General features: G+C 64.6%; 4 protein-coding genes and 1 pseudogene. 3 read left to right on the top strand and 2 right to left on the bottom strand.

The annotated features are described in order from the left end of the window. Positions 1-182 precede the first annotated feature (182 nt). Positions 183-1317 (bottom strand): annotated as a pseudogene (locus tag AC1DY5_RS41345) (IS110 family RNA-guided transposase). Positions 1318-1743: 426 nt separating this feature from the next. Here AC1DY5_RS41345 and AC1DY5_RS41350 point away from each other — a divergent pair. The 3 genes from AC1DY5_RS41350 to AC1DY5_RS41360 all read left to right on the top strand — a co-directional run bounded on the left by AC1DY5_RS41350 (position 1744) and on the right by AC1DY5_RS41360 (position 4900). Further along, a complete protein-coding gene (locus AC1DY5_RS41350; RefSeq protein WP_478120235.1) occupies positions 1744-2031 on the top strand; it encodes a type II toxin-antitoxin system HicA family toxin in 288 nt (95 codons plus the stop codon). Positions 2032-2173: 142 nt separating this feature from the next. After that, positions 2174-3577, top strand: a complete 1404-nt coding sequence (locus AC1DY5_RS41355; RefSeq protein ID WP_478120236.1) for an amidase — start codon at positions 2174-2176, stop codon at positions 3575-3577. 372 nt (positions 3578-3949) lie between these two features. Continuing rightward, a complete protein-coding gene (locus tag AC1DY5_RS41360) occupies positions 3950-4900 on the top strand; it encodes an ABC transporter substrate-binding protein (RefSeq protein WP_478120237.1) in 951 nt (316 codons plus the stop codon). An 84-nt stretch (positions 4901-4984) separates the two neighbouring features. Here AC1DY5_RS41360 and AC1DY5_RS41365 read toward each other — a convergent pair. After that, positions 4985-5155: DUF938 domain-containing protein (locus tag AC1DY5_RS41365; protein WP_478120238.1), on the bottom strand; the 171-nt coding region annotated here is incomplete at its 5' end.

Consider the following 5155-nt stretch of genomic DNA (forward strand, 5'->3'; position numbering starts at 1 on the left):
GCGCACTGGCAAACCCCGGTTACCGGCGCGCCCCTTCTTGCGCACTGGCAAACCCCRKTTACCGGCGCGCCCCTTCTTTTGGATCGGTCACTACGCAGTGACCCGCCGACCTTTCGGGCGCGTCGACCTTTGATCATCATGATGCATTCCTTGCCAGCGTTGGAAGAAAGCTGTTCGGGACTTCAGGCAGTGGTCGGCTTGAGCAAGGCTCCGGCCGGGATCTCGCCGTCCTGCAGATAGCGCCACAGCGCGATCGCCAATTTTCTGGCCACGGCCACGATTCCTACGCGACGCATGCGCTTGCCTGCGCCAGCGAAGCGCCGGTTGAACCACTGAGTCAATGCGCTTTCGGGCTGCAGGCGCAGCCAGCTCCAGGCGAGTTCGATCAGCATCGTGCGCGCTCGCTTGTTACCTGCCTTGCTGATGCCCTGCTCGATCTGGCTGTCGCCGCTGGCATATGGCGTGGGCGCCAACCCCAGGCAGCCGGCGAGCTCGCGCCGGTTGGCGAAGCGCCGCCACGAACAGCTCCTTGACCAACACCCAGGCGCCCTTGGGCCCGATGGCGCGCAGCTGCGCGAGTTGCGCCACCTGCAGCTGCTTGCCATCGGCCAGTTCCTGGCGCCGATCGGCTTCCATCGCCTTGACCTGCTGCTTGACCAGCGCCAGCCGCGCGCTCTCGCGCTCGATCTCGGCGCGCAAGACAGGCGGCACTTGCTCGCAATTGCGTTCCCACCAGCGCGCCCAATCGCGTCCGCCGATGATGACGTGCGGGCGYACGTTRTGCAGCACCAGCAGCGAGCCRATSCGRTTCATGTGCGAGGTGCGCTCYTGCGTCAGCCGGGCGAGCTCGCGGTGCGTGCGGCGCGCATCTTCATCCTCGGGCGTGGGYTCATGCACCACCGACCACACACGCTCGCCGCGATGATGGCGCAGCAACATCGCCAGCAGCTTGTCGCCATCGAGCCGGTCGGTYTTGGCCCGCCTGGCGTGTCGGTTCACCTCGATGCTGGAGGAGTCGACCACGATGTTGTCGACACCCTGCTCGACCAGCCAGCGGTGCAGCCACCAGCCGTCGCGCCCTGCTTCGTAGCATGAGTGCACCCTGGCCTGCGGCTCGAGCTTGCAGCGCTCCCGGGCCTTGCCGATGCAGTGCGCAACGGCGGCCGTGTCGCCGGCGTCCACGTTATAGCGGCTCGGGGTGTGTCGGCCATCGCTCGCCGTCACCTTCCAGGACTTGTCGCCGAGCTCGAAGCTCATGTACAGATCGCCCGGGATCGCCGTATCCTCACGTTGTGGGACTGCTTGGGTTGTCGACATTTCCATCTCCTGCCAAGAAGTTAAGGAAATCCCGTTCTAGCTCAACGGGGTCTAACTCGGGGAGTCCCACATAGCATCTTTCGGTAGCCGCCGCCATTCGACGGGCCGAAGACGAATGGCGGCAACCAGTCTGGAGCACGCGTTCGAGCTTGGAACTCGAACTAGAACTGTCGGCCATCACCAGTCACTCGAAGTGGATGCCAGAAAGCGGCCGCTCGACGCCGCTCTCGACCCAGAGCTGTCGGCCACACTTCGAGACTCGACGCCAGAAAGCGGACCGTCACACATCCCGATTGCGGGCAACCGCGCGGCGCGCGTGACCCCAAGGCCTGAGGTGCAGTGCTTTTGACCGACGCGACTGGGGGGAGGACTTGGTAGCATGTGTATCGGGTACGCTCTCGTGCAATCTTGTCCCGCGAGGCATCGATGAGTCGCCACCACGCAAACCTGATCCGCTCCATCTTTCATGATCCGCCCAGTGGCAACTTGCACTGGCGCGAAATCGAAGCGTTGCTGAAGCACATTGGCGCGTCACTGGAGCCAATTTCTGGCGCGAGGATCCGTATCAGGCTCAATCGCATGGAGGATGTACTGCACCGTCCGCACCACAGCAACGTGGTCGATGCAAGGTCGCTATTGCATCTGCGGGGCTTTCTCGCGCGCGCTGGCGTCACACCTTCGCTGTATGAAGCCAAGGGCGAAGGCCCTGGTTGAGGCTGAGGCGTGTAGGAGGCATCTCAGCCAATGCTGCGTCTGGCGGGGCACATTGGATCTGGCGAATCATCCGTGGATCCGGCGTCGCCTCTTTCGATCCCAGCGCATACTGGGCCCGAGTCCCGAGAGCAGCTCCCGCACTATGACTGACCAAGACGTCGCCTGGCTGGGCATCGAAGCGCTTGCCGGGCTGATCCGGGCGCGCAAACTCTCCGCCACCGAGGTGGCGCAGGCCATGCTGCGGCGCATCGAGCAGATCGACCCGGGGCTTCATGCCTACGCACGCACGACACCCGAGCTCGCACTCGCGCAGGCGGCCGACGCCGATGCCCGGCTGGCACGCGGCGAATCCGCCGGGCCGCTGCATGGCGTGCCGATCGCGGTCAAGGACCTGTGCTGGACCGCCGGCATCCCGACCGCAGCCGGCACCATGGTCCATCGCGACTTCATGCCCCCGGTGGATGGCACCGTCGTGCGCCGCTTGCGCGAGGCCGGCGCGGTGCTGCTCGGCAAGCTGCAGATGACCGAGGGCGCGTTCAGCGCTCACCACCCCAACATCGTTGCGCCGCTGAATCCCTGGAATGCGCAAACGTGGACGGGGGTGTCGTCCAGCGGCTCGGGCGTCGCCATCGCCGCCGGCCTGTGCCATGGCGCGATCGGCACCGACACCGGTGGTTCGATCCGCTTTCCGTCGGTGGCCAACAGCGTGACCGGACTGAAGCCCACCTGGGGCCGGGTTTCGCGCTACGGGGCATTCGAACTCGCGGCCTCAATGGACCACCTCGGACCGATCTGCCGCAGCGCTGCCGACTGTGGCCTGATCCTCGGCGCGATTGCAGGTGCCGATCCTGACGATCCCACCGCCCTGCAGGCCCCGGTGCCCGACTATCTCGCCGGCGACGTGCAGCGCCTCAACGGCCTGCGCATCGGCATCGACGAGGCCTACATTTCGCGGGACGTCGCCTCGGAAGTGGCCGATGCCCTGCAGGCGGCGCTGCGGACCCTGGCCGCGTTGGGCGCTACGCCGGTTCCGGTCACGATGCCCCAGGTGGATGCGGTGATCTCGGGCTGGGTAGCGCATTGCGGCGTGGAGGCCGCGGTGGCGCACTCAGCAACCTTTCCCGTGCGACGCAGCGAATACGGGCCTGTTCTGGCGGCATTGCTCGATGGTGGGCTCACACTGAGCGGGACCGACTACCAGCGCATCCTGCTTGCCCGCGCTGAATTCACGGGCCGCATGCACGCGCTGATGCAAGGTGTCGACCTGCTGCTCACGCCGGTGATTCCGTTTACCGTGCCGAGTCTGGCGCAGCTCGCCGAGTTGCGCACGCAGCCCGGCTACCGCTTGGAGCTGATGCGTTACACCGCACCCTTCGACATGTCGGGCCATCCGACGATCACGCTGCCGGCCGGCTTCACGAGCGCGCGGCTTCCGTTGGGTGTGCAGCTGGTCGGCGCACACCTGCGCGAGGAACTGCTCGTGCGGGCCGGGCGCGCCTTCCAGAATGCAACGGATTGGCATGCACGGCGGCCACCGGTCGAGTGAGGAGTGCCGTCCCCGCTTGAGATGGGGTTGATCGTGGGCACAGCGCACCGACAGAGGCGCGCGAGCTCGACGCGGTGATCGATGGCGAGCTCGACTACATCGGCGGCTACGACCGCGCGGCGCTGCGGTACCTGCTGCGCGCGGGCTTCGCAGCGCGGAGGAGGGAGTCCACTGTGGCCATACCCTGACGGGTTACGCGAAGCGCGCAGTTTGCCCTTGTGGTGCGGCGAGGCTGTGTCATTGACTTAACGCGCGCCTAGCGAGATGACCGACTACAGTCGACCAACAGCCGTCACCGGCCAGAACCGGGCATTCTCCGGCGTGGGCAAAGCCTCCGCGGAGGCGTAGCATGGCCGACGGAATGATCCAGCAATGAACCGCCGTTCGTTCGACTGCCTGGTTGCGAGTGGTCTCGTAACCGTCCGGTTTGCCGCGATAGCGCAGCAGTCGGCACGGGTGTACCGAATCGGCTACTTGAGAGAACGCAAGCTTCCAATGGAAGACGGCTTCTTCGAGGCCATGCGTAACCTTGGGTGGATCGAGGGTCAGAACTTCAAGATGGATTCACGTTATGCGGACAATGTGTCTCAGTTGCCGACGCTCGCGACAGAGCTGGTGCAACTCAAGGTTGACCTCATCGTCACGAATGGAACACCGGCGACGCGGGCGGCCAAGCAGGAGACTACGATGATTCCTATCGTTTTCTACCTTTCCGCCGATCCAGTTCAAAGTGGCATCGTGGACAGCTTGGCAGCGCCGGGTGGAAACCTCACGGGGATCACGCACGGCACATACAGCCCGAAGATGCTGGAAATCCTCAAGACGGCGCTTCCTCGGCTGTCGCGCGTTGCGGTTGCGATGCCTCCTGGCGTTGAGAGGAGTCCAACCATCTCGCGTGCGGCTGAGCTACTCCTTGTGCAGGTCCTGTACATCGAGATGCGAAGTCCCGAATCGTCCGGCACCTTCTTTGCCAGCGCACGGGAGGCCGGAGCCGATGCCGCGTTGATTCCCGACGTCGCGTCGTTTATTCCGCACCTACAAAGCATCGCAGCCGAGGCGATGAAGAGCCGCATGCCGTCAATTGGCCCTTATCCAGATTTTGCTAACGCGGAAGGTCTCCTGTCCTACGGGCCAATAGGCACCCAACACTGGCCGCGAGTGGCAGCTCAGATCGACAATATCTTCAAGGGCGCGAAGCCCGGCGAACTGCCTGTTGAGCGGCCGACGAGGTTCGAGTTCGTCATCAACCTCAAGACAGCCAAGACGCTCGGACTCACCATCCCGCAATCGCTTTTGCTGCGCGCGGATGAGGTGATTCAATGATGAATGGCCACGCGCCCGCCAATCGCTGCGCCCAGTGGCTCAGAACGGCCAGTTCCCGCCATTCGTGGCCGACAGCTTTGGTGCTCAAGCAAACCCGTCGATGAGGGCCCGCGCGCCGGGGAGTGCGCCGTTTGATTTCCGCCAGACCAGAGTGAAGTTGTTTGCCGGCATTGGTACGGCCTCCTCCAGCGCAAGGCCTTCATTACCCGCCACTTCCGCCACCTTGTCGATGTCGCGCACGCCCCAGAGCGGATT

This window comes from Variovorax sp. P4_D9, from assembly GCF_056401695.1.

Bases quoted from the DNA above. Each gene is read 5' to 3' on its own strand.
- AC1DY5_RS41350 (WP_478120235.1), top strand. From the start codon at position 1,744: ATGAGTCGCCACCACGCAAACCTGATCCGCTCCATCTTTCATGATCCG.
- AC1DY5_RS41355 (WP_478120236.1), top strand. From the start codon at position 2,174: ATGACTGACCAAGACGTCGCCTGGCTGGGCATCGAAGCGCTTGCCGGG.
- AC1DY5_RS41360 (WP_478120237.1), top strand. From the start codon at position 3,950: ATGAACCGCCGTTCGTTCGACTGCCTGGTTGCGAGTGGTCTCGTAACC.